The 219-nt window shown below is 49.8% G+C and carries 1 rRNA gene; it reads right to left on the bottom strand.

The features are described 5' to 3' along the window. Window positions 1-219: ribosomal RNA gene (locus H9X84_RS12940) — 16S ribosomal RNA — on the bottom strand; the annotation flags it as partial.

A 219-nucleotide genomic window follows, 5' to 3' on the forward strand; every position in this document is an offset into this window, starting at 1 on the left:
ATTCACCGCGACATGCTGATTCGCGATTACTAGCGATTCCAGCTTCATGTAGTCGAGTTGCAGACTACAATCCGAACTGGGACTGGGTTTTTGTGATTTGCTTAACGTCACCGTCTCGCTTCACTTTGTTGCCAGCCATTGTAGCACGTGTGTAGCCCAAGACATAAGGGGCATGATGATTTGACGTCATCCCCACCTTCCTCCGTGTTATCCACGGCA

This window comes from Anaerotignum lactatifermentans (assembly GCF_016902535.1).
Taxonomy (GTDB): domain Bacteria; phylum Bacillota; class Clostridia; order Lachnospirales; family Anaerotignaceae; genus Anaerotignum; species Anaerotignum lactatifermentans_A.